Origin of the sequence: Chryseobacterium formosum (assembly GCF_026460885.1) — a bacterium.
Classification (GTDB): domain Bacteria; phylum Bacteroidota; class Bacteroidia; order Flavobacteriales; family Weeksellaceae; genus Chryseobacterium; species Chryseobacterium formosus.
In genome coordinates this window covers 34,833-57,250 of sequence record NZ_JAOVZW010000002.1, presented here as the reverse complement: position 1 = coordinate 57,250, position 22,418 = coordinate 34,833, and the positions used below count along the sequence as shown (strand labels likewise).

At 33.1% G+C, this 22,418-nt stretch carries 16 protein-coding genes; 10 read left to right on the top strand and 6 right to left on the bottom strand.

The window, feature by feature from the left end; genetic code table 11:
• Positions 1 to 50: 50 nt before the first annotated feature.
• The 5 genes from topA to OF897_RS03270 form a co-directional block, all read right to left on the bottom strand.
• Positions 51 to 2,621, bottom strand: a complete 2,571-nt coding sequence (gene topA, locus OF897_RS03290) for a type I DNA topoisomerase (RefSeq protein ID WP_267264267.1) — start codon at positions 2,619 to 2,621, stop codon at positions 51 to 53.
• A gap of 46 nt (positions 2,622 to 2,667) precedes the next feature.
• Complete coding sequence (locus tag OF897_RS03285) at positions 2,668 to 3,813, bottom strand: hypothetical protein (RefSeq protein WP_267264266.1); 1,146 nt, start codon at positions 3,811 to 3,813, stop codon at positions 2,668 to 2,670.
• Positions 3,814 to 3,980: 167 nt separating this feature from the next.
• Positions 3,981 to 7,436, bottom strand: a complete 3,456-nt coding sequence (locus OF897_RS03280; protein WP_267264265.1) for a T9SS type A sorting domain-containing protein — start codon at positions 7,434 to 7,436, stop codon at positions 3,981 to 3,983.
• A gap of 277 nt (positions 7,437 to 7,713) precedes the next feature.
• Positions 7,714 to 8,853: an EpsG family protein gene (locus OF897_RS03275; protein WP_267264264.1), complete on the bottom strand. Its 1,140-nt coding sequence runs from the start codon at positions 8,851 to 8,853 to the stop codon at positions 7,714 to 7,716.
• Positions 8,854 to 9,843: a hypothetical protein gene (locus OF897_RS03270; RefSeq protein ID WP_267264263.1), complete on the bottom strand. Its 990-nt coding sequence runs from the start codon at positions 9,841 to 9,843 to the stop codon at positions 8,854 to 8,856.
• Positions 9,844 to 10,024: 181 nt separating this feature from the next.
• Between OF897_RS03270 and OF897_RS03265 the strand changes: the two genes are divergently transcribed.
• The 7 genes from OF897_RS03265 (at position 10,025) to OF897_RS03235 (ending at position 17,568) form a co-directional block, all read left to right on the top strand.
• Complete coding sequence (locus OF897_RS03265) at positions 10,025 to 13,678, top strand: MMPL family transporter (RefSeq protein WP_267264262.1); 3,654 nt, start codon at positions 10,025 to 10,027, stop codon at positions 13,676 to 13,678.
• 42 nt (positions 13,679 to 13,720) lie between these two features.
• Positions 13,721 to 14,635 carry a dialkylrecorsinol condensing enzyme DarA gene (locus tag OF897_RS03260; protein ID WP_267264261.1) on the top strand — a complete coding sequence of 305 codons (915 nt, stop codon included), beginning with the start codon at positions 13,721 to 13,723 and terminating at the stop codon, positions 14,633 to 14,635.
• A gap of 2 nt (positions 14,636 to 14,637) precedes the next feature.
• Positions 14,638 to 15,777, top strand: a complete 1,140-nt coding sequence (locus OF897_RS03255; protein ID WP_267264260.1) for a beta-ketoacyl-ACP synthase III — start codon at positions 14,638 to 14,640, stop codon at positions 15,775 to 15,777.
• Complete coding sequence (locus tag OF897_RS03250; protein WP_267264259.1) at positions 15,777 to 16,208, top strand: hypothetical protein; 432 nt, start codon at positions 15,777 to 15,779, stop codon at positions 16,206 to 16,208. Before OF897_RS03255 ends, OF897_RS03250 begins: the two co-directional genes overlap by 1 nt.
• A 33-nt stretch (positions 16,209 to 16,241) precedes the next feature.
• Positions 16,242 to 16,682: an ABC transporter permease gene (locus tag OF897_RS03245; RefSeq protein ID WP_267264258.1), complete on the top strand. Its 441-nt coding sequence runs from the start codon at positions 16,242 to 16,244 to the stop codon at positions 16,680 to 16,682.
• Between the two features lie 92 nt (positions 16,683 to 16,774).
• Positions 16,775 to 17,041, top strand: coding sequence for a hypothetical protein (locus OF897_RS03240; protein WP_267264257.1), 267 nt, complete (start codon positions 16,775 to 16,777; stop codon positions 17,039 to 17,041).
• 68 nt (positions 17,042 to 17,109) lie between these two features.
• Entirely contained in the window at positions 17,110 to 17,568 is a 459-nt protein-coding gene (locus OF897_RS03235; protein ID WP_267264256.1) for a hypothetical protein, read from the top strand.
• Between the two features lie 41 nt (positions 17,569 to 17,609).
• Here OF897_RS03235 and OF897_RS03230 read toward each other — a convergent pair whose 3' ends face one another.
• Complete coding sequence (locus tag OF897_RS03230; protein ID WP_267264255.1) at positions 17,610 to 20,522, bottom strand: M16 family metallopeptidase; 2,913 nt, start codon at positions 20,520 to 20,522, stop codon at positions 17,610 to 17,612.
• A gap of 110 nt (positions 20,523 to 20,632) precedes the next feature.
• Between OF897_RS03230 and OF897_RS03225 the strand changes: the two genes are divergently transcribed.
• The 3 genes from OF897_RS03225 to OF897_RS03215 all read left to right on the top strand — a co-directional run bounded on the left by OF897_RS03225 (position 20,633) and on the right by OF897_RS03215 (position 22,417).
• The gene (locus OF897_RS03225; RefSeq protein WP_267264254.1) at positions 20,633 to 20,836 is read left to right on the top strand and encodes a hypothetical protein; all 204 of its coding nucleotides are present in this window, start codon (positions 20,633 to 20,635) and stop codon (positions 20,834 to 20,836) included.
• 178 nt (positions 20,837 to 21,014) lie between these two features.
• Positions 21,015 to 21,419 carry a hypothetical protein gene (locus OF897_RS03220; protein WP_267264253.1) on the top strand — a complete coding sequence of 135 codons (405 nt, stop codon included), beginning with the start codon at positions 21,015 to 21,017 and terminating at the stop codon, positions 21,417 to 21,419.
• 2 nt (positions 21,420 to 21,421) lie between these two features.
• Positions 21,422 to 22,417, top strand: a complete 996-nt coding sequence (locus OF897_RS03215; protein WP_267264252.1) for a BtrH N-terminal domain-containing protein — start codon at positions 21,422 to 21,424, stop codon at positions 22,415 to 22,417.
• Position 22,418 lies beyond the last annotated feature (1 nt).

Here is a 22,418-nt window from a genome sequence, read left to right as displayed (position 1 = left end):
AATAAAAAGCACAGACCAAAAATCTGTGCTTTCTATTTTATTAAAACTAATTATTTTTTAGCTGCCGGTTTTTTAGCAGGAGCTTTCTTAGCAGTAGTCGTTTTTTTAGCGGCTGGTTTCTTTGCTGCAGGCTTTTTCTTTTCTGCGAAAGCTTTTGGATCTTGAGCGGTAATCCATTTTTTAACCTCATCTATTGAGACTTCTTTTAGGTCATCGTTTTCGTATTTGGTATCGTCTTTCTTCTTTGGAATTTTATAAATATTCTTTCCGTGTTTTACGATTGGGCCCCATCTTGCATTTTCAATTGAGATTTTCTCAGCTTCCCAATGTTGGATGTAACGGTTTGCCTCTTTCTCTAATTTAGCTTCAACCAATTCGTTGATGTCACTTTGAGATAGATTTTCGAAGTCATATCTCTTCGGAACATTAATGAATATGCTTTGATATTTTATAAAAGGACCAAATCTTCCAGATCCTTTTGTAATAGGTTCTCCTTTATAGTTTGCGATTGGCGCATCTGCCAATTTCTTTTCAGCAATAATTTCTTCAGCACGTTTTTGATCTACAGAAAGCGGATCTTCACCTTTTGGAATACTGATGTATGTTTCGCCCCATTTCACATAAGGTCCAAATCTTCCAACACCAACAGAAACCGTTTGATCTTCAAAATTATTTAATTCAAAAGGTAGCTTAAACAATTCTAAAGCATCATCCAAATTGATGGTCGCAATGTTTTGTCCTGCCAATAATGATGCGAAAATTGGTTTTTCTTCATCATCCTGTTCTCCAATCTGGATCATCGCACCGTATCTTCCGATTCTTGCGTGAACATTTTTACCGCTTTTAGGATCTACTCCTAAAAGTCTTTCTCCATTGGCACGGTCTGCATTTTCTTCTACATCAGCAATTCTCGGATGGAATTTTGAATAGAAATCGGTCATCATTTCTTTCCATTTCTGACCACCGTTGGCAATTTCATCAAAACTTTCTTCCACTCTTGCAGTAAAACCGAAATCTAGAATTTCACTGAAATTATCGGTTAGGAAATCATTGACAACTTCACCAATATCGGTCGGAACGAATTTATTTTTGTCGCCCCCGAATTTATCATCAAGGACTTCTTTTTTAATTTTATCTTTTACTAAAGACATCTTCACCACTTCTCTGGTTTGTGGCTCGATTTCTCTTTTATCAACATATTCACGATTCTGAATCGTCTGAATCGTCGGTGCATAAGTTGACGGACGACCAATTCCCAATTCTTCAAGCTTTCTTACCAAACCTGCTTCGGTGTATCTTGCGCTTGGTCTTGTGAATTTTTCTGTTGCGGTAATTTTTTTATAGTCTAAAACTTCTCCAACTGTTACTTTAGGCAACAATTTTTCGTTGTTTTCTTCGTCTTCGTCTTCAGTTTTTACAATTCCGTAAGCTTTAAGGAAACCGTCGAAAATGATAACTTCACCTTGCGCTTCAAAATGTTGCGGAAGTTTTGCGTTACCAATTTCGATTACTGTTTTCTCAATTTTAGCATTTGCCATCTGAGAAGCCAATGTTCTTCTGTAAATTAACTGATATAATTTGCTCAATTGAGCATCACCGATTGTTTTTACAGAAAAATCTGTCGGGCGGATTGCTTCGTGAGCTTCCTGCGCTGAAGATGATTTTGTGGTATAATTTCTAGGAGAAGAATATTCTGCTCCATATTCTGATGTAATTTGATTTTTAGCACCTTCAATGGCTTCCTGAGAAAGGTTTACCGAGTCGGTTCTCATATACGTAATGAAACCTTCTTCGTATAATCTCTGCGCAAGACGCATCGTGTTGGTCACGTTGTAACCCAATCTTGAAGAAGCTTCCTGTTGTAATGTAGAGGTTGTAAAAGGTGCAGATGCAGAACGGCTTCCCGGTTTTGTTTCTACATTTAAAACTTTAAATTCAACGGTTTTTGCTAATTCTAAGAATTTTTCGGCATCTTCTTCTTTCTCGAAATCTTTTTTAAGCTTTGCTGCGATTTCCTGAGAAGTTTTATTTAAGAAAATTCCATCAAGTTTGAAGCTTGCTTTTGGTGTAAATGCACGAATTTCTTTTTCTCTTTCTACTACCAATCTCACTGCAACCGACTGCACTCTTCCTGCAGACAATCCCGGTTTTACTTTTTTCCAAAGTACCGGAGACATTTCAAAACCTACAATTCTGTCTAAAACTCTTCTTGCCTGTTGTGCATTTACCAAATTCTGGTCAATATCTCTAGGCGTTTCAATAGCTTTTAGAATTGCATTTTTAGTAATCTCGTGGAATACGATTCTTTTTCGGTTTTCAGGTTTCAGTTTTAATTCTTCTGCCAAATGCCACGCAATCGCTTCACCTTCGCGGTCTTCATCGGAAGCCAGCCAAACCATTTCGGCTTTTTTCACAGAAGCTTTAAGTTCTGTCACCAATTTCTTTTTGTCGGCCGAAACTTCGTAATCGGGGCTGAACGTCTCCAAGTCAATCCCCATTCCTTTTTTAGGTAAATCTCGGATGTGACCGAAACTGGATTTCACTTCAAAATCCTTTCCTAAATACTTCTGAATGGTTTTTGCTTTTGCGGGGGACTCAACGATTACTAAATTTTTCGACATTCCTGAAATTTTTGCAAAAGTAAAGCTTTTTTATTAGATGGATTTGTTAAATAATTTTATTTAGTAGTTCAAACGGTGCAATTAGGGTTCTGTAGAAGAATCCTTCGAGTGTAAAACCGCTTCCAGACATCTCAACTCTATAGCATAATGAAATGATTATGATGAAGAAAGTAATCCAAAATTTTTGATTTAAAACTAATTTTTCTGAAGCTAAATAAGAATCGCTATCCTTTAATAATAAGGCAAAAAGCACGATAATAAACATCATGTGAATGTACATCCATCTTCCCCAATCGATTGCCAGATAAAATAGTGGTAATGAGAATAAAAACGCAAGAATCAACCAGATAGACAAAACCTTTCGCTCTGTTTGATATTTTAAATAATACCACAGATGAAAAACGCTAATTCCCAAGCTGATTATATATAATAAGTATTGGTTGAGATGTTCTTTAATATAAATTCTTTCATTAATATTCCAAAAGAAAATTCCTTTCGTTAACACAACTCCACGGTTTTTTAATATTTCTAAAGAGTGGCCTTCATTAATTTCATGACCAAACAAAACAATTAAAACAGCCGGAATAAAAACAGCAAGAATATATTTTAAATATCGTTTAAATTCAAGCTTATGAGTCTTTAGATATAATGCAATGAGAAAATAGGGTACAAAAAAAAGCGTGATTTCATGAAAAAACATTGCAACAAAAAGTCCCAGAGAAATTAAATATTCTTTCCGCTTTGAGAGTGAGTTTTTATTTAAATGATAAACGAAATAGGCAAAAAGAAAAAAGATGATAAATTCCTTTTTTCCAACATAATCAACACAATTAAAAAGCCCGACAAATCCTATTGAAGACAATAAAAGTGACAGATAGAGAAATGTTGTTTCTTTATATTGAATCAGCTTAAAATAATAATAAAAGAAAAGGGAAATTACAATTACCTGAAACGCATAAACCAAATAATGAAGCGGAATTCCTGATAAATCTTGTAAAAGAAAGAAGAAACTTCCGGAAAGCCCGCGTCTTTTGAAACCGCCATCCTGATAATTAATCAACCAATCACCTAAAATATAGCCGTCTGAATTTGCATTATGAAAATATGTAAAAACTATTGCAAACAAAGCAGTTGCAACAATAAGAAGATAGATAAAAATCTTGATGTTAAAATAAGACAGAACTTTTTTCAACCTTATGTGTTTGTGAGCGTATCAAATAAAAAAGAGAAACAAAACAGCTTTTAAATAATCTACAAACTCAGTTTTTAATTTCTCAAAAATATGAAATTTGTAGGATTCTTTTGCTATTCTGTTTCTCTTTTAAAGTTTAATTATTTTAAGCTTAAAAGATTTAAAAATTATTTCTTCACAATCTTTACAACTGTTTCGGAATTATTAACTCTTACCAAATAAATTCCCTGAACTAATGACGAAACATCAGTCTTTGTATTTTCAAATTTACCGGATTTCACCATTTGACCTGAAGCATTGTAAATCTGATAATAATAATCTTTACTATCCGTCGCTTTTATGTATAAAACATCTTTCACAGGATTTGGAAAAAGAACAATTTTATTTTCTTTTGCCTTATCTGCGATTTCATTTTTAGTGAAAACATTTGCAGCTTTTGTAGATCCCGAAGGAGTCACAGGAATTGCAGGAATCGGACCTTCTTCATCTCCGTTTTGATTCGTTTTAACCTTCACACAACGGCAATTCATCCCAAAATAAGGATCATTATTATCATGGAAAGCAATAAATTGATTGGCTGTAGAAGCTGCATTAAATAAGATATTGATTGGTCTTCCAATGTAATTTGAATTTAAAGCACCCGTCCAAACTCCCGGAAATTGGAAATTATTTACATTAAAAGTTCCGACAGAAGTTTGATTAGCCGTAACACTTCTGAAACCACGCGATCCGGAATTAGGATAATTTCCTACAGGATAACTTGCATCGTTAAAAGTGTACCCGATTGTCGTCGTTGTTGTATTTCTAACTCTTACACCGGCATATTCATTAATTAAATTATAGCTTGTTGCTACATTTTTATCTTTTTTATACCAAGGTGAAATTCCAAAATCCCTGTTGGTAATAATTGCGACTCCCGTGAGATCAGGAATCCTCCAACCTTCCGGACAAGGATCGAAAGCTGATTTTTCACCACCTCTTCCCCATCTTTCAGGTTCAACATTTGGCTCATTTAATAACCAATCTGTTCCATTTGTGTAATTCGGAACCGCAGAATTGTAAGGCGCAAACGAACTTGGAATCATATAAACCAATGGATTTTCAACAGAATACGATAAAACTTTTGCTACTTTCTCGTAAACTTTATCTGTTGTTAAGACATTTGCATTAGAAGAATTAGTATAAGTATCATAAGGAACAATATATTCTCCTGATAAATTATTATAAGTTGCAGGAGTAAGCGTTGTGTAAGCTACCGCTCCATTAGCATTTACATTTCCTAAAAAGACATTGTAGGAAGCTCTCGTATCTGCATATTGAAATGAAGGAATAGGATCTTTTCTTCCCCATTGATATTGCAATCCGGTAGAAGCTCTGATTTTAGCATATTCAGCCGCAGTGGGAGTTAAAGGGTTTGCTACAATTGGAAAAGCATCTGTTGCACCCAAATTTCTATCCATAAATTCCGTTTTGAGAACATCACCTTTCGGAACATAATTTACATAATTAGTTGCATTTGTATTGGGCATTTCTGTGGTATAATTGTAAGATTGAACCGGAGTATCGGTTACCCAAATATGCCATGACCAATATACAGGATTATCAACACTTCCGTTATGCAATGTAACGACAGCATTTCCGCTTTGATTGGGATTTAGGTTTAAAACAATTTTAGAATTTGCTAGATCTGCAGTTGATCCGGGTGAAGGATTTGCTATTGTTACCGTATTAATTAAACCTGTATTTGTTGACCATAAAACGTTTGCTTTTAAGTCATTAAAATTGGAAGCATTTAAAATATCAGGATTATTTAATAATTGACTTTGAACCGAAAAAGCTTTACTCACAGGAATTTCTAAGGTTGTAGCAGTTGCACTTTTTACAATTTGATACGTATTTGGATTATTTAAACCTTCTGTATATTCGTCTGATTCAGCAAAATATTCAGTTGGAAAATCATAATTATTTAGCAAGTTTAAAGGATCTTTAATACATCTACAAGCATTTGCATCGGAAGTCTTAGAAGTCGATAACGGCAAATACCAATATCTTCCTTTAATTGCAGGAAAAGCAGAATCTGGTGTATCATTTTGATATTTATCAGGAACCATAAATAAAAGTCGCGCTCCAACTGCGGGAGTTGTATCATAAAAACGAGTCATTGTCGCCGTCCATAAACCAACCTGATGTTGATCTGTGTATTGCCCGGCTTGGGAATTAATAACAAGTTGACCTGTTCCCGGGAAAGTTCCCATATTATTTCCACCCACATTAGATAAATCGAAACCTACATTCGGATAAACCTTAAAACCTGTCATAAATGCAGGAACATTCGTATCATTAGGTTTAATAATGTGATATCCACTTGATTCAAAAGCTGTTTTTCCAACATTTGTTCTTACTCCAAATGGAGAAAAATCTACTCTTATATTATCTACATAAGATCCCGAAGCCTGATTTGCCACCAACATGGAAGGAATTCTCCATCCATTCGGACATGGGTCAAAAGACGATTTATCTTTATATGGAGCCGTACTTGCATCACTGCTGTAATCTGTATTTAATCTTCCCCGTGAATTATCTGACCATAAATTCAGTTCTGTAAGTCTACTATCAATTAAAGAAACGGTTTTTCCAAACCAGTTAACCATTAGGTTGGCGTTATTGTTATAATAAGCAGGTCCGGAATTGTCATCTTTATTAACATAAATAAGACTTAACGGATTTTTTACTGAAAGCTTAATATTGTTATCAACTGTCGCATTAGAAAGCGGTACAAATTGTCTTAGATTATCGAAGTTCTGAGCATTCGTGAAATTTTTCGCACCTCTATGGCGAACTCTTCCGATAGACCCGGAAACCTCATAGAAATCATTTCCTTTATAGGCTAATGGCGGAATAGGATCTTTTCTACCCCATTGATAAAGCAGTCCACCGTTTTTATTCCAATCGTTGGCAGTATTTGAATTACTTAAAGCGCCTAAATTCCGATCCATCCACTTCCATTCTACATCAGGAATTACTTCTATTGTTCCGTCGCTTTTTTCTCTTTTTACACCGGCAAAACTTTTATAAGTCGATCCGTTGGTTGGATCATCGGTTACCCAAATATGCCATGACCAAAAAATTTCTCCGTTAACTCTAAAAACGACAACCGCATTTCCCTCTTTGCTTTTGTTAATAGGTACTTTTATTTTGGCACTTTCTCCTGAATTAACAATTTCCAGAGCATAATTTGAACCCGATTTTATCAATCCATGATTATCTTCCCAAAGAACATCGGCTGTAATAGTACCACTTGGAACACTAGAATAGCCTAAAAACTTATAGCCACTCCACATAGCATAAGCTTTTTTTACAGGAATATAAATTCCATCACTTGCTTGTGAAGGCTCAAAAATATAGCTATTGGGTGCCTTCATCCAATCTTTTACAGCAACTCTTTCTACATTCCCATTACTTTTATCAAGGAATTTATCGCCTAAAGTGTCTGTTTTTATTTTCAATGCCGAAAATTGAACTTTAGAAAAATTAAATTTTGATTCTAAAACGTTTTTAGAATAAGCATCAGCAGAAAATAAACAGAATAGCGCTGCAATACTAAAAAAGTATTTTTTATTCATATTGTGATTTGATTTTTGTGATTCACAAACAAAATTTCCACAAACATAACAAAACAACAAAAATACCAATCAAATAAAAAATTATAAATCTATTATCTTGATAAATATCTAAATATATTCAAATATGTGTGAGAATTTCGTTTAAATTATTTCGGAAGCAAAAATACAATATTTGACACATAAAATGTATGAGTCTTAATTAATTTTCATTAATGATTAATAAAATTTAAATAACAAGAAAATAATGAGTATCTAAAGGCTTTTTAGAGCGTATCACTTATGGAAGTAAATAATTTTTATAAGCTTCTGCAGTAAATCTTCCGTTTACAATATTTCTAAAGCTTGCAAATACGATAAAATTAAAGAAGAAAAGTGCAATAATGAAAGTATGAATCAATCTTTTGGTTCCATCCGAAACTACATACATTGCGTTAGGAATAATGATATAAGAAAAACCAATAAACGCTCCTGCTAATCTCGAAGAAAAAACAGGGTTATTTCTAAAAATAAAATAAAAACAAATTCCGATTACTGCATAATTCCGGTGATACTCATAATATGGAAATTTTTCTTTCATCGGAGTATCGAAATAGAAGAGGAAAAACGTGAGAATCGCCATCATTGCTTCAGGGATACCGAAACCTCCATTCAATCGCTGGATAGATTCATCTACATAACCATTAAAACCTTCCACAAGCATATTATCTCCAGCAATACCATCCATAAAAGTACCCAAAATACGATAAACCTCAAATGGTGATGCAAATACTGATGCAATAATAAAAAGCAACATCCAAAATTTATTTATCGGAACCCGTGCTATCCAATACATAGGTAAAAACGCATAACAAACATTATGAATTCCTGCTCCCAGATAAATACACAGCAGATACAGAATAAGTTTTTCTTCTTTTATAAATCTAATTCCATAATAAACGATAAATGATCCCAAACATTGCCTGATCTGCCCACTTTCCCCAATAAAGAAACCGGGTATAAACATAAACAGAATGAAGGTAAAAGGATAGAAGGTATTATCATCAATATATTTAACTTTCAAAATAATAGTTATCGCCGCTACAACAAGTGTTAACATATAAAACGGCGCATTAAAAATATTGAGTACAAGCTTATTAATCAAAACGAAAAGCCATTCGAGTTCCACAGGTTGTGGCCCTTCCATAAACAAAGCTTTCATAATAATACTTACATAATCTTTTGTATCTGAATAATTGTAAATCCCAACATAACTTCCATAATCTGGACCTACCTGATCTCTCAAACCCGCAAGAATAATAAGATAACCCGCTAAAAACCATAGCCATTTCTTCTCCACTTTCCTTCCATACACTTCCTGAAAGCTGAAGATAAGCATGAAAACAAGTGCAATAATATAATATGGATGTAATAAACTCATTTAAGCAGTATGAATATTTTTAAACTGATGAGAAACCACCACAATTCCCGAGAGAATCAAAGGTAAAAAAAGTCTAGTCTCCCAAACAAGACCAACTAAAGCAATCATCACCAAATATGGAAGTGAAAAAAATAAATATTTCTTTAAAAATGTTTTTTGAAGAGGTTCCGCAAACCAAAAAACAAAATAAAAACCGGTAATACCAAACAAAAGACCTGCGATATTGAAAGGACTTGTAAGATTTTTCATAAGATAAACACCTTCAAAAAAAGAAACATTTTGCGGAATCAAAATCTTGAGTGACAAATAAGGCAACACAAACGAAATAATCAATATTAAAATTTCTTTTAAATGTATAAAATTTCTAATCTTTTTAAAATCAACAAAAAGTGCTGCAAAAAAAGCAATATTCAGACATGAAGTTTCCCTTACAAAAGTAGAAATAATGATTATCACACATAAAAAAATAAAATCAATGTTTTTTCTGTTTTCGAAATATTTAAATGTAAACCAAACTCCCCAAAGATAAAAAAACACTGCTATAGAATCACAGTTAGTCGGAACATATTGTACAATAACAATAAAAAAAATCGCTAATAAATGAAAAATCCTGCTGATATATTTACTCGCAAGTGAAGTATTGAAATGGAGAATTTTATTTAGGATAATTGAAGAGAGTACAAAAAATACAGCGTTAATCAGAAAAATACTATGATAAAATAACGTTCCGTTTTTAAGTAAAAAATCTTTAGTTGATGGTAAATAATTATTCACAAAAAATTCAAAGAAATGAAAAACTTCCACCATCAAAAAATTTGGAATAACCCTGTAAGCATACACCGAAGTGAACATAAAATCGGGTGGTTTTTCCATTGATTTCAATCCCACATAAGAAGATTCAAAGCCGTAATATGACATGAAAAACAGCAGAAACGGCAAAATTACTACAAACAGAAATCCGGATAATTTTTCATCAAATGGTTTCAACATATAACGTGTTAATCGTTTTTCAGTTCTAAAAATAGAACAAGGGAATCGGGAACTTTTGCAAAAGTATAAGTTTTTTTCATTTTATAATCAATATTTTATTGATTTTCAGACAAAACTTATCACATTATTGTTTTGAACCAATCATTAAAAATTTAAATTTGCAACTTGATTTATTAAGGCAATGCATCGCTTTTTCATCCAATTATATTATTTTATTTCTAAAAACCGACTTGTTTCCATCGCAGCAGCTTTGGGAATTCTTGTCATTTGTGGATTTTTTGCTTCCAAAATTAATTTTGAGGAAGACATTAATCAGATTATTCCGAAAAATGATAAGTCTGATTTAACGGCAAAAGTTCTGAAGCAGCTCAATTTTTCAGACAAAATTATCGTCATCATTGAAAACAAATCGAAAGACGACAATTTCCAGCTTTCGGAAACTGCAGATACTTTCTTAAATAAAATTGAACCATTACAAAAATACATCGGTTCGGTTCAAGGGAAAGTAAATGACAACGAAATTTCTGAGACTTTTGATTTCGTCAATCAGAATCTCCCTTTATTTTTGGATGAAAACGATTACAAAGAAATTGATAGAAAACTCAATAAAGACAGCATAGCAAAACAGGTTGAAAGTAATTACGTCTCGCTAGTTTCTCCGACAAGTCTAGTTACAAAAGAATTTATCAAAAAAGATCCGCTCGGAATTACGTTTCTCGGAATCAAGAAACTGAATGCTTTAAATATCAGCAAAGATTTTAAACTCGAAGACAATTACATCGTTACCAAAGACGGAAAAAATCTTCTGCTTTTTATCGATCCGAAAAATAAAAGCAACGACACCAAAAACAACGAAGTTTTTGTCAACAATTTAAATGAAATCAAAGACGACATCAACAAAAGCTTCAAAGGAAAAACAGAAATCAGTTATTTCGGTTCGCCTGTAATTGCGGTTGCAAATGCTCAACAGATCAAAAAAGACATTCAGAATACAGTCATTATTTCGATGACAGTCTTGTTGATTTTACTAATGTATTATTTCAGGAATTTCTTTACGCCGCTCATTGTTTTTTTACCGACCGTTTTTGCCGTTTTTATTTCACTGATGATTTTATACTTTATTAAAGATAAAATTTCGGCAATATCATTAAGCGTTGGTGCGATTCTCATCGGAATCACGATCGATTATGCACTCCATATTCTGACGCATTACAAACACAATAACAATATTGAAGAGCTTTACAAAGAGATTACGCAACCGATAATTTTGAGTAGCGCAACAACGGCTGTTTCATTTTTATGTTTAGTTTTCGTCCGTTCTGAAGCATTAAAAGATCTCGGGCTTTTTGCTGCGATTACCGTTTTCCTTTCCTCATTTGCAGCTTTAATTATTGTTCCGCAATTATATCACCCAAAAGAAAAATCGGGAAAAGTAAGCACGAATTTCATTGATAAAATTGGAAATTATCCTTACGAAAAGAACAAACCTTTGATTATTGTCTGTTCAATTATGATTATTGCATGTCTTTTTGGGTTTCGTCACGTTGGTTTTAATGAAGACATCGGTGATTTAAATTACATTCCGAAAGATTTAAAAATCAGTGAGGCCAAGCTTGAAAAGTTATCAGACATCACTTCGAAATCCATTTATACCATTTCTTATGGAAATTCTGAAAATGAAGCTTTAGAAAGAAACTCCCAATTGAGTCAGTTTTTAGAAAAAGAAAAAAAAGAAGGTAAAATTTTAAGCTACAATTCAATTGGAAATGTTGTTTTATCGAAAAAAGACCAGCAAAAAAAGGTTGAAAAATGGAATCAGTTCTGGAATCAAAACAAAAAAGATCAAACAATTTCTGAATTGGTTCAAAACGGAAATAAATTTGGTTTTAATTCTTCAGCATTTGATCAGTTTAATGAAAATTTAAATAAAACCTACTCAACTTTAAGTTTAAAAGATTACGAAAAAATAAAAGCGCTTCAAATTTCCGAATTTATGAGCAACGAAAATGGTTTTTATACAGTTTCAAATGTTGTAAAAGTTGATGAAAAGAAAAGAGATGCTTTCATAAATGATGTTGAAAAAAATCACGAAGCTTTGGCAATCGACCGTCAACAGATGAATGAGAACTTTTTAGGTTTACTGAAAAATGATTTCAATACGTTGATTAATTATTCTCTTTTAGCAATTGTCTTAACCATTATCGTTTTCTTCAGAAATTTCGAATTATCGCTTCTCACGATGTTCCCAATTGTTTTAACGGGAGTTGTGACTGCAGGAATTTTATATTTTCTTGGTTTGGAATTAAATATTTTCAGCACCGTTGTCTGTACTTTGGTTTTCGGAGTTGGTGACGATTTCAGTATTTTCCTGACGAAAGCTATGCAGAAAGAACACACAACCGGAAAAAATGAACTTCCAACATATAGAATTTCTATTATTTTAGCTGTTTTCACAACGATTTTATCCATCGGTTCTTTGATTTTCGCAAAACATCCGGCTTTACATTCTTTAGCTTTGGTCGCTTTGATCGGAATGTTTTCTGTGATTGTGATTACCTCGACTTTGTATCCGTTTTGGTTTAGATTTTTAATTATAAACAGACAGAAAAAAGGTTTATCGCCAATTACTTTGAGATTGTTTTTACGTTCTGTTTTCTCATTTATTTATTATGGTTTAGGTGGATTATTTTTCTCCTTTTTTGGACATTTTTTCATAAGAAAAGCCCAGGGAAAAACTTTGAATAACATAAAAAAAGCGATAGCATTATTCCTAAAATCAGTTTTACATCTTACACCATTTGTTAAGAAAAAAGTCATCACAAATCCTAACGAAGATTTCAGCAAACCTGCAGTAATAATTGCAAATCACACTTCTTTTCTTGACACCTTGGCTTTGGCGATGGTCAATCATAAAATAATTTATTTAGTGAATGATTGGGTTTGGAATTCTCCTGTTTTTGGTAAATTGGTGAGAGCTTTAGGTTTTTATCCGGTTTCTCAGGGCATCGAAAACGGAATGGAACAATTGAAAGAAAAAATCGAACAGGGATATTCTTTGGTCGTTTTCCCGGAATCTGAGCGTTCTTACACAAACGACGTAAAAAGATTTCATAAAGGTGCATTTTACATTGCCGAACAATTTGATTTAGATATCGTTCCGATTTATATTCATGGAAATTCTGAAGTGCAGCCGAAAGGAGATTTTATTATTTATGACGGAAGCATCACAGTAAAAGTTGGTGATCGAATTCATAAAGAAGATTTGAGTTTTGGTAAAGATTATTCTGAAAGAACGAAGAAAATCAATGCTTATTTCCGTGAAGAATTTGCTAAACTGAGAAATGAAATTGAAGATGAAAATCATTTTAAAAAGAAATTATTTCTAAGCTTTTTATACAAAGAAAACGAAGTTGTCAAACCGGTAAAAGAAGATTTCAATAAAAATAAGTCGGTTTATTTTGAACTAAATAAACACATTCCGAAAGATGCAACTGTTTTTCATATTGCGAATGATTTCGGGCAGAAAGATATTTTGCTAACGCTTCAGCAAGCTGGGAGAAGAATTTTCAGTTTAATCAATGATGAAGAAAAAAGATTGGTTGCCAAAAACAGCTATTTGGTACAAAGAAGAAAAATTTTCCACATTGAAAATCAGTCTCAAATTAATAAAAAGATAGATGTGTTTTTAATTTCTGACGAAAATTTTAATCTTAATGATATAAAAGATTTTCCGGAGATCATTATTTTGCTGAATATTAAAAATCAAAATTTTGAAAATCCTAATTATAAAGAGGAAATAATTTCAGATTCAATAAAAATATTTAGGCACAAATAATAAAATTGAATATCTTATTTTTGTAATCCATAAAAAATATTAATGCAAAAAAATATACTCGTACTTTATTATACCCAAACTGGACAGTTGGAAGATATTGTTAAAAATATCGCACAGCCGTTTGAAGATAAAAAAGACGAATACAAAGTAACTTACTACAACATTCAGCTTAAAAAAGATTTTCCTTTTCCGTGGCCGAGTGATGTTTTCTTCAACACATTTCCCGAGTCTTATTTACAGATTCCGAGTGAAATTCTTCCTCCACCGGAAGAGGTTCTCAATACAAAATTTGATTTAATCCTTTTCGGTTATCAGGTTTGGTATTTAACGCCATCAATCCCAATTATTTCTTTCTTAAAAAGTGGATTTGCAGCAGACATTTTAAAAAACACGCCCGTTGTTACCATTTCTGCAACAAGAAATATGTGGATGCTTTCACAGGAAAAACTGAAAGTTTATTTAAAGAATTTCGAAGCTAAACTGGTTGGAAACATTGCATTAGTAGACAGAAGAGACAATTATACAAGTGTTTTAACGATTCTTCGGTGGATGACTACCGGACAAAAAGAAAAATCAGGAATTCTTCCTGCAGCCGGAGTTTCAGATAAAGAAATTAATGGAGCCGGAAAATATGGTAAAATTATTGAAAGACATTTTGAAAACAATGATTTAGCCAATCTTCAGCCTGAATTGGTAAAAAACGGAGCCGTAGAAATAAGAGCTTTTTTAGTAAGAGTAGAAAAAGTAGGGAATAAAATTTTCACCATTTGGTCTAATTTGATTATCAAGAAAAAAGAAAAACGACCTTTGCTGATAAAATTCTTTAAGGTATATTTGATGGCAGCAATTTGGATCATTTCACCAATTGTGTTGATTTTTCATATCTTGCTCGCTCCAATACTATGGACAAAAAGACAAAAACAGAGAAAATATTTACAAGGAATTAATTTAAAATAGAAATGTACGACGTATTTATAACAAAAGCTTCAACATACTTGCCTAATGAACCGGTTTCTAATGACGAAATGGAAACGTATCTTGGCTATATAAATGACAAACCGTCAAAAGCAAAAGCACTGATTCTAAGAAATAATAAAATTAAAACCAGATATTACGCTTTAGATAAAAACGGAAAATCTACACATACCAATGCGCAGATTACAGCAAAAGCAATTGAAGGTCTCTTTGATGAAAATTTCAAAAAAGAAGATATGGAATTGCTTTCGTGTGGAACAACTTCTGCAGACCAGATTCAGCCTTCACATGCATCAATGGTACATGGTGAACTGAACATCGGAAAGTCTGTTGAAATTAATACCTCAACCGGACTTTGTAATTCGGGAATGAATGCTTTAAATTATGGATTTTTAAATATAAAAGCCGGAATTAAAGATAATGCAGTCTGTGTAGGTTCTGAAAGAATGTCTGCGTGGATGACTGCCGATAAATTTAATCACGAAGCTGAAAACTTAAAACTTCTGGAAGAAAGACCAATTGTAGCTTTCAAAAGAGAATTTTTGAGATGGATGCTTTCTGACGGAGCAGGAGCTTTTTTGTTGGAAAATAAACCGAGAGAAAATGAAACGTCTCTGAAAATAGAATGGATCGATTTCTATTCTTATGCACACGAAATTGAAGCTTGTATGTATTCTGGTTGTGAAAAGCAGGAAGACGGAAGCTTAAAATCTTGGGCAGAATATCCTGCTGAAGAGTGGCTGAACCAATCTATTTTTGCTTTAAAACAGGATACTAAAATTCTAGATCAATATATTTTGGTAAAAGGTGCAGAAAGTTTGAGAGCTTCTTTTACTAAACATGATCTTGATCCGGATTCTATCGACCATGTTTTAGCACATATTTCTTCCGGCTACTTTAAAGAAGGCCTAAAAGAGGAATTTGCTAAAGTAGGCTTAGATTTCCCTTGGGAAAAATGGTTTTACAACCTTTCTGAAGTTGGAAATATCGGAGCTGGTTCAATCTTTATTGCTGTTGAACAATTGCTGAATTCCGGTAAACTTAAAAAAGGAGAAAGACTTATGCTTTGCGTTCCTGAAAGCGGAAGATTTGCCTATTCTTGTGCATTATTAACGGTTTGCTAATGGAAATTTCTTTACCGACATCAGACAAAAATTTTGTAGAAAGTCTTATTCCACAAAAATTTCCTTTTGTCATGGTGAGCGAACTTGCAGAATACAGTGAAAGTCAGTTAATCTCTGGCTTTACCATTAAAGAAGATAATATTTTTGTACATGAAGGAGTTTTTCAGGCTTCAGGTTTGATTGAACATCAGGCTCAAAGTGTGGCTCTCCATACCGGTTACAAATTTTATCTTTTAGGAAAAGAAGCTCCAACAGGTTATATTGGTGCCATTAAATCTTTTGAAGCAGAAGATTTACCTAAAGTAAATGATGTTTTAAAAACCGAAGTTTCTATTTTGAATGAAATGATGGGTGTAACTTTAGTAGAAATCATTACCAAATTAAACAATAAAATAATTGCAAAATCACAGATGAAAACTGTGGTAAAATAGAGAAAAGAATTAAGGAAAAAGTATTAAAAGCCAATGGAATTAAAAGAAGAAAACCTTATCAACATTCATCATTTTTTACCTCATCGGGAGCCAATGTTGATGGTTGACTATATTCTGGAGTTGACTCCAGAAAAAGTAGTGACTTCTTTTGAAATCAAAGCTGATAATATTTTTGTTCACAACAATCAATTTGTAGAAGCAGGTTTGATCGAACATTCTGCACAAACCTCATCTTCGATTCTCGGACAAAGTTTTTTTGCAAACCCAGAATCAAATACCAAAGTAATTGGATTTATTACAAACATCAAAAAGATTGAAATTTTCGGTTTGCCTGAAGCTGGAAATAAGATTTTTTCAAAAGCTTCATTAATTTCTAAGTATGAAAATATCTGTCAGATTTTTTGTGAAACTTTTTTAGATGAAAAACTGCTGATTCGTACTGAAATAAGTTTGTTTATTCAGGAAGTAAAGTAATTGAAAATTTAATTTTAAGATACGGAAGTCAACTTTTACAGTTGGCTTTTTTTATTGATTAAATTCTCGATATATTTGATGAAAATAAAATTATGAGCGTAAAAGTAAGGTTCTATTCCTACGATGTTGAATTTGAGTTTGAAAGATCTGTAGAATTTCCTGTTGCACCTCAAGTTGGTGACGAAGTAAACCTGATTTCTTTTTTTAAATATCAAACTTCAGAAAGAATTGAATACTATGAAAATATGGAAAATTTGGGTTTATACAACAACGCTTTAGTTATTGAAAGAACCTGGCATAATGATCTTGAAAAGAACGAGATTTATCTTTTGATACAGCTGAAATATAAGAGGAGATAATATTTACTAAAATCTACCTCAGAAGTAAACTTAGAAAAGTTGGAGCGGAAGAGAAATAAAATTTGAAGATGAAAAAACTTATTTCCATTTTATTTTTAATGTTGATTAGCACAGAATATTCAGCTCAAACAAATACAAAAGATGAGTTCTATAAATTTTTAGATCATATTATTGCCGAAAAGAAATTTGTTTTTCTTGAACTCAATTTAATCAAAAAATGTCAAAAAGAATATCTGTTTGGAATTTCGTCGATGAATTATAACGACAACTTGTCTATAAGGTATAAAACTTATGATTATAAAGGTCACACAATAATCTTTGACCTTCAAGGAGAAATAAACAAACTAATTACAGATTTTTTCAAAACTTACTTTAAAGAAAAGAAAATAAATATTAGCGACATTCCCAAAGGGAAACAATCAATCATTCGTGAATTTCCTCTTTATTTCATAAATAACCAATATGTTAACGATTTTAGTAAGACACAAATATTTATGAATAAAGAATGTGCGAAACAAAAAAAGTGAGACATTTCTGCCTCACTTCAAACAATTTATATCAATGAAAATTAATATCCGAAAATTTCTTCTAAAGTCACTTCTTTAAAAGTTCCCATTTTATTGATAGATTCCATATTCAGGTTTTCTCTTTTCCCAATGATTGCCGTGTTATATTGTACAGGCTTAATTTCTGTGTTGTAGAAATTAGTCAACTGAGGTAAAGTCAAATTCTGAATTTCAGCATAAATATCTTTTCTGATATCATAATCAACTCCCAATTTCTTCAATGACATTTGATTGTAGAAAATGTTGGTTCTGTTGATTCTGTTGGATGCAATCTGCTTTAAAGCCGAACCTTTTGAGTTTTCAAACTGAGCAGGAATTTGCGGAAGCTGCATCATCAATTCATCCATAGCATTTACAGCTGCAGACAATTTGTTTGATTGCGTTCCGATGTAATTGGTAATATAGTTTGCGTGACCTTTCTCATTCGCAGTTGCGTAAGAAACGTATGCAGAATACGCCAAAGATTTACTTTCTCTGATTTCCTGGAAAACAATAGATGATAATCCTCTTCCGAAATATTCATTGAAGACATTAATTTTCCCGAAGTTCGCAAGATTTACGTCACTTCCCTTCGCTACTTTCGCCATTTCCATTTGCACCATGTCGTAGTTTGCGAAATAAACAGTTCCTCCTGTTTTTGGCTCTGCGTATTCTTTAGCTTTTGCAGGCTGTAACGTTGCGTTTGCAATAAATGGTTTTACTGCTTTTTCAAGATCCTTTTGGCTTTCTCCGTACAAGAAAATTTCGTAAGGATAATTATTTAAAGTCTTGATTTTAGACATCAATTCTGTAGCGTTGATATTCTGAAGTCTTTCCTTAGAAATAATATCCGTCATTCTTGAGTCTTTCCCGTATTTAGCATAATTGGAAAGCGCCGCCATAATTCTGGTTTTATCCTTTTTAGCAACATCTCTCGATTCAAGAATTGTTTTTACCGTTTGATTGTAAATTTCTTGGTCTGCTTTTACGTTTTTCAACCAATGATTTAGTAATTCAACTCCTTTTTTCATGTTTCCTTCAAGACCACTTAATGTAATAAAAGTCTGATCATTTGAAGTTCTGAAGCTGTTTGAAATTCCTAATTTGTAGAATTCCTCTTTCAATTGTTCCGGAGTATATTTATCAGTCCCTAAATACTGAAGAACACTTACTCCTAAAGAAAGTTCTTTGTCGTTATCTGTTCCAAATGGGAAAATATAACTTACCTGAGCAACTTTATTGTATTTATTGTTTACAAAACTTACTTTTTTATCTTTAATCTGAGTCGTAGCAATTGCCGTTTTGTAATCTACAAACTGAGGTTTAATTTCAGCAGATTTATTGCTTAAAATATCTTTTAAGAAAGGCGATTGTGCTTCTCTGTTAAGTTTAATTGGAGTAATTCCTGGGTTTTGTACACGTACTAATTTATCATTTACACCTTTTTCTTTGTAAATAACAACGTAATTATCTTTAAAGAAATTATTTGCAAATTTTACGACATCAGCTTTTGTGATTTTCTCGTATTGATTAATCTCATCAAGCTCTTGTTGCCAAGTTCTTTCACCAATATAAGTACTGTAAAGCGTGGTTGCCAAACCATCTGCAGTTTCCCAACCTTTCATACGCTGAACTTTCATATCGTTAACGATTGCTTTCAACATCCAATCCGGGAACTGACCTTTTTTAACTAAATCGATCTGGTCTAAAAGTAATTTTTTAGCTGAATCAAAGCTCTGCCCTTCTTTCGGAGTAACATACATGTTGAATGAACCGTAGGTTTTCAAAGCCGAAGCATAAGCTCCTGCTCCCAAAGTCGATTGTCTTTGATTGATGTTAAGGTCAATTAAACCTGCATCCCCATTGTTGCTTAAAATTTCAGCCACTACGTTCGCCAGTCTTGCTTCCTGAGTTCCGTCTGAATCTGTTCTCCAGGCCATGGTCATTCTCGGTGTTGACGGACTTTTAACCGTTCTTGTTACAATAGAAGTCATTGGCTCTTCCGAAACCATTTTCTTCATTGGTAATTCTTTATATTTAAATGTACCAAAATATTGATCTACCATTTTAATTGTTTTGTCGAAATCTAAATCTCCAACCAAAACTACCGCCATGTTATTTGGAACATAATACGTATCAAAATACTTGTGAATTGCCTCCATTGAAGGACTCTTCAAATGTTCAGAAGTTCCGATTGTCGTTTGTTGACCATTCGGATGTTTTGGGAAAAGCGCATCCATTAATGCATAATTCACCAAACGTCCGTCGTTATCCTGTGCTCTGTTGAATTCCTCATAAACCGCTTCCAATTCTGTATGGAAAAGTCTTAAAACCAATTCAGAAAAACGCTCTTTTTCAACTTTTAGCCATTTTTCAAGCTCGTTTGAAGGAATATTATTTTTGTAAACCGTTTCGTCTAACCAAGTGTGAGCGTTGGTTCCTGTTGCTCCCAAAGATGAAATCGCTTTGTCATATTCGTTTGCAATTGCATATTTTGAAGCTTCCTGAGATACCTCGTCAATTTTTTTATAAAGCGCTCTCTTCTTCTCTGGATCTTTTTCAGCTTTGTGCTGCTCGTAAAGATCTGAAATCTGAGTCAATAAAGCTTTTTCTTTTGCCCAATCCTGAGTTCCCAAATGTGAAGTTCCTTTGAAAACCATGTGTTCCAAATAATGAGCAAGACCTGTATTATCACTAGGATCGTTATTAGAACCTGTTCTTACCGGAATATACGTTTGAATTCTTGGTGCATCATCGTTTTTGGCAAGATATACCTTCAAACCGTTTTTTAGGGTGTAAACTCTTACCCCCGCCTGATCATTTTTTACAGTCTCGAAGCTGTATCCTTGCGCATCGGTCTGTTTTTGTGTCTCAAATTTCTGCGCCATTGCAATGATTGTGCAAAAAAGTGAAACTGAGATAAAAAATTTCTTCATATAAATTGATTATTTTAAAATAAGTCTTTATAAATTTAACTTTGTTACAAATCAAATTGCACAATAAAGTAAGCTCACGATCGTTTGATATATAATTCAAAAACAAAACTATGAAACGAACACTTTTAAACATTATTTCACTTTCTGCAATTCTTACAACAATCGGTTTTCTAATGGACGGAGATGTAAAAGAACCAAGTATGGCAATGCGATTTACAGAATTCTTTGCGATGATGGGTATGATATTTTTATTTGCATCGACTATTTATTTTTCAGCAAGTACATTGACAAAAAAACTTCAGAGAATACATTAATAAATTTCCTTAACTAATTGTTAGATGAGGCGCAGAGATTTTCTTTGCGCTTTTTTGTTTCAAATATCAATTCAGACACATTCCATTAGAATAACTCAAAAAAATTACTTTAATACTATGTCCTGCATTTTTATTATTTTAGCCGATTATTAAGACTTATAATTAAAAGAATTTTCGGGTGAAAAAGCAAGACCTTCCACAGGACGAAAGTAATTTACAATCAGCAAATATGACCGAAGTGTTGTATGTAACTGATGAAAATGACAATTACACCACAGCAAACAGTATTGGTTGGGACGCTAAAAAAGCAGCTCTCGAAGAATCGATGCAGCTTATCAATGAACGTATTGAAGAAGCCAAACAAAATGTGGCAAACAATTTGGTAAGTCCCATTATCTATTTTATGGAATTGAATAAAATGGATTTGCAGGTTCTTGCAGCGTATGTTGACAAATGGCAATGGACTGTGAAAAGACACGCAAAACCCAACATTTTTAAAAAACTAAGCGATTCTACCTTGAAAAAATATGCAGATGCATTCGGAATTTCAGTAGATGAATTAAAAAACTTCGACGGAAAATAACAATGAAGATCAATTTTGAACACCATCAAACCGCTCACTGCGAAAACGGTGTTGCCTCCAATTTACTTCTCAACAGAGGTTTAAAACTTAGCGAACCAATGATTTTTGGAATCGGTTCGGGATTATTTTTCGTGTATTTGCCTTTCTTAAAAGTAAATTTTGCGCCGGGCTTCAGTTACCGTCCGATGCCGGGTGCTATTTTCAGCAAAGCCGCAAAAAGAATGGGAATTAAAATCAAAAGACAAAAATTTTCAAATCCTCAAGAAGCCCAAAAAGCTTTAGAGAAAAATTTAGAGCAAAATATCCCGACAGGTTTACAGGTAGGTGTTTTCAACTTGACTTATTTCCCTGAAGAATATAAATTTCATTTCAACGCCCACAATTTGGTGGTTTATGGAAAAGAAGACGGAAAATTCCTTATCAGCGATCCCGTGATGGACTTTGCAACAACTTTGACCGAAGCTGAACTGGAAAAAGTTCGTTATGCAAAAGGTGCACTCGCTCCGAAAGGTCATATGTATTTCCCGACACATATTCCGGAAAATGTCAATTTGGAAGAAGCTATCAAAAAAGGAATTAAAGATACCTGCAAAAATATGCTGGCGCCAGTTCCTATTATCGGAATAAAAGCGATGCGTTGGGTAGCGAAAAGCATCCCGAAATGGGCTGAAAAAAAAGGTACGAAAGTGACCAATCATTATCTAGGACAATTGATTAGAATGCAGGAAGAAATCGGGACCGGCGGTGGTGGATTCAGGTTTATTTATGGTGCTTTTTTACAGGAAGCCTCACTGATTCTTAAGAATGAAGAGTTAAAGGAATTATCCAAAGAAATTACCACAATCGGAGACCTTTGGAGAGATTTTGCTGTGGATATTGCTAGGGTTTACAAAAACAGAAATTCAAAAAACGATATTTACAATCAGCTTTCAAAATCAATGTTGCATATTGCTGATTTGGAGGAAGCTTTTTATAAGAAATTGAGAAAAGCGATATAGT